At 51.4% G+C, this 2,500-nt stretch carries 5 tRNA genes and 2 rRNA genes (2 of these 7 cut by a window edge); all 7 read left to right on the forward strand.

From position 1 onward, the window contains the following. A 23S ribosomal RNA gene (locus MKY90_RS00440) occupies positions 1-1,811 on the forward strand; it begins 1,111 nt to the left of the window's first position. A gap of 100 nt (positions 1,812-1,911) precedes the next feature. Next, positions 1,912-2,027, forward strand: a 5S ribosomal RNA gene (rrf, locus tag MKY90_RS00445). Between the two features lie 12 nt (positions 2,028-2,039). Then, positions 2,040-2,116 (forward strand) — tRNA-Met (locus tag MKY90_RS00450). Between the two features lie 3 nt (positions 2,117-2,119). After that, positions 2,120-2,195: transfer RNA gene (locus MKY90_RS00455), tRNA-Asp, on the forward strand. 87 nt (positions 2,196-2,282) lie between these two features. Continuing rightward, positions 2,283-2,357 (forward strand) — tRNA-Gln (locus tag MKY90_RS00460). 5 nt (positions 2,358-2,362) lie between these two features. Then, positions 2,363-2,435: transfer RNA gene (locus MKY90_RS00465), tRNA-Lys, on the forward strand. A gap of 16 nt (positions 2,436-2,451) precedes the next feature. Next, positions 2,452-2,500 (forward strand) — tRNA-Leu (locus MKY90_RS00470) (it continues 34 nt past the right edge of the window).

The raw sequence follows: 2,500 nt of genomic DNA on the forward strand, positions 1-2,500 counted from the left end.
CAGAAGCAGCCACCATTTAAAGAGTGCGTAATAGCTCACTAGTCGAGTGACTCTGCGCCGAAAATGTACCGGGGCTAAATACACCACCGAAGCTGCGAATTGATACCAATGGTATCAGTGGTAGGGGAGCGTTCTAAGTGCAGTGAAGTCAGACCGGAAGGACTGGTGGAGCGCTTAGAAGTGAGAATGCCGGTATGAGTAGCGAAAGACGGGTGAGAATCCCGTCCACCGAATGCCTAAGGTTTCCTGAGGAAGGCTCGTCCGCTCAGGGTTAGTCAGGACCTAAGCCGAGGCCGACAGGCGTAGGCGATGGACAACAGGTTGATATTCCTGTACCACCTCTTTATCGTTTGAGCAATGGAGGGACGCAGAAGGATAGAAGAAGCGTGCGATTGGTTGTGCACGTCCAAGCAGTTAGGCTGATAAGTAGGCAAATCCGCTTATCGTGAAGGCTGAGCTGTGATGGGGAAGCTCCTTATGGAGCGAAGTCTTTGATTCCCCGCTGCCAAGAAAAGCTTCTAGCGAGATAAAAGGTGCCTGTACCGCAAACCGACACAGGTAGGCGAGGAGAGAATCCTAAGGTGTGCGAGAGAACTCTGGTTAAGGAACTCGGCAAAATGACCCCGTAACTTCGGGAGAAGGGGTGCTTTCTTAACGGAAAGCCGCAGTGAATAGGCCCAAGCGACTGTTTAGCAAAAACACAGGTCTCTGCGAAGCCGTAAGGCGAAGTATAGGGGCTGACACCTGCCCGGTGCTGGAAGGTTAAGGAGAGGGGTTAGCGTAAGCGAAGCTCTGAACTGAAGCCCCAGTAAACGGCGGCCGTAACTATAACGGTCCTAAGGTAGCGAAATTCCTTGTCGGGTAAGTTCCGACCCGCACGAAAGGTGTAACGATTTGGGCACTGTCTCAACCAGAGACTCGGTGAAATTATAGTACCTGTGAAGATGCAGGTTACCCGCGACAGGACGGAAAGACCCCGTGGAGCTTTACTGTAGCCTGATATTGAATTTTGGTACAGTTTGTACAGGATAGGCGGGAGCCATTGAAACCGGAGCGCTAGCTTCGGTGGAGGCGCTGGTGGGATACCGCCCTGACTGTATTGAAATTCTAACCTACGGGTCTTATCGACCCGGGAGACAGTGTCAGGTGGGCAGTTTGACTGGGGCGGTCGCCTCCTAAAGTGTAACGGAGGCGCCCAAAGGTTCCCTCAGAATGGTTGGAAATCATTCGTAGAGTGCAAAGGCATAAGGGAGCTTGACTGCGAGACCTACAAGTCGAGCAGGGACGAAAGTCGGGCTTAGTGATCCGGTGGTTCCGCATGGAAGGGCCATCGCTCAACGGATAAAAGCTACCCCGGGGATAACAGGCTTATCTCCCCCAAGAGTCCACATCGACGGGGAGGTTTGGCACCTCGATGTCGGCTCATCGCATCCTGGGGCTGTAGTCGGTCCCAAGGGTTGGGCTGTTCGCCCATTAAAGCGGTACGCGAGCTGGGTTCAGAACGTCGTGAGACAGTTCGGTCCCTATCCGTCGTGGGCGCAGGAAATTTGAGAGGAGCTGTCCTTAGTACGAGAGGACCGGGATGGACGCACCGCTGGTGTACCAGTTGTTCTGCCAAGGGCATAGCTGGGTAGCTATGTGCGGAAGGGATAAGTGCTGAAAGCATCTAAGCATGAAGCCCCCCTCAAGATGAGATTTCCCATAGCGTAAGCTAGTAAGATCCCTGAAAGATGATCAGGTTGATAGGTTCGAGGTGGAAGCATGGTGACATGTGGAGCTGACGAATACTAATAGATCGAGGACTTAACCATATAATATGAAGCAATGTTATCTAGTTTTGAGAGAATATAAAAAACTTATTGACTTTTAGAGTGAATAAGTTATAATAATGATTGTCTCAAAAGAATAATGTCTGGTAATGATGGCAGAGAGGTCACACCCGTTCCCATACCGAACACGGAAGTTAAGCTCTCTAGCGCCGATGGTAGTTGGGACCTTGTCCCTGTGAGAGTAGGACGTTGCCAGGCTATTTATATCATCGCGGGGTGGAGCAGTACGGTAGCTCGTCGGGCTCATAACCCGAAGGTCGCAGGTTCAAATCCTGTCCCCGCAACCAAATGGTCCCGTGGTGTAGTGGTTAACATGCCTGCCTGTCACGCAGGAGATCGCCGGTTCGACCCCGGTCGGGACCGCCATTTTAACTTCTGCTATATAGCAGTTGTTTTTTATTGGACATTATGGTAAAATAACATTTGTCTTTGAAAAGAAGATAACTATTTCGATGGGCTATAGCCAAGCGGTAAGGCAACGGACTTTGACTCCGTCATGCGCTGGTTCGAATCCAGCTAGCCCAGCCATTTACGAGCCATTAGCTCAGTTGGTAGAGCATCTGACTTTTAATCAGAGGGTCGAAGGTTCGAATCCTTCATGGCTCACTTTTGTTTTTTCCGCGCGGTCGTGGCGGAACGGCAGACGCGCTAGGTTGAGGGCCTAGTGGGGG

This window comes from Bacillus sp. FSL P2-0099 (genome assembly GCF_038007445.1).
Taxonomy (GTDB): Bacteria; Bacillota; Bacilli; order Bacillales; family Bacillaceae_G; genus Bacillus_A; species Bacillus_A mycoides.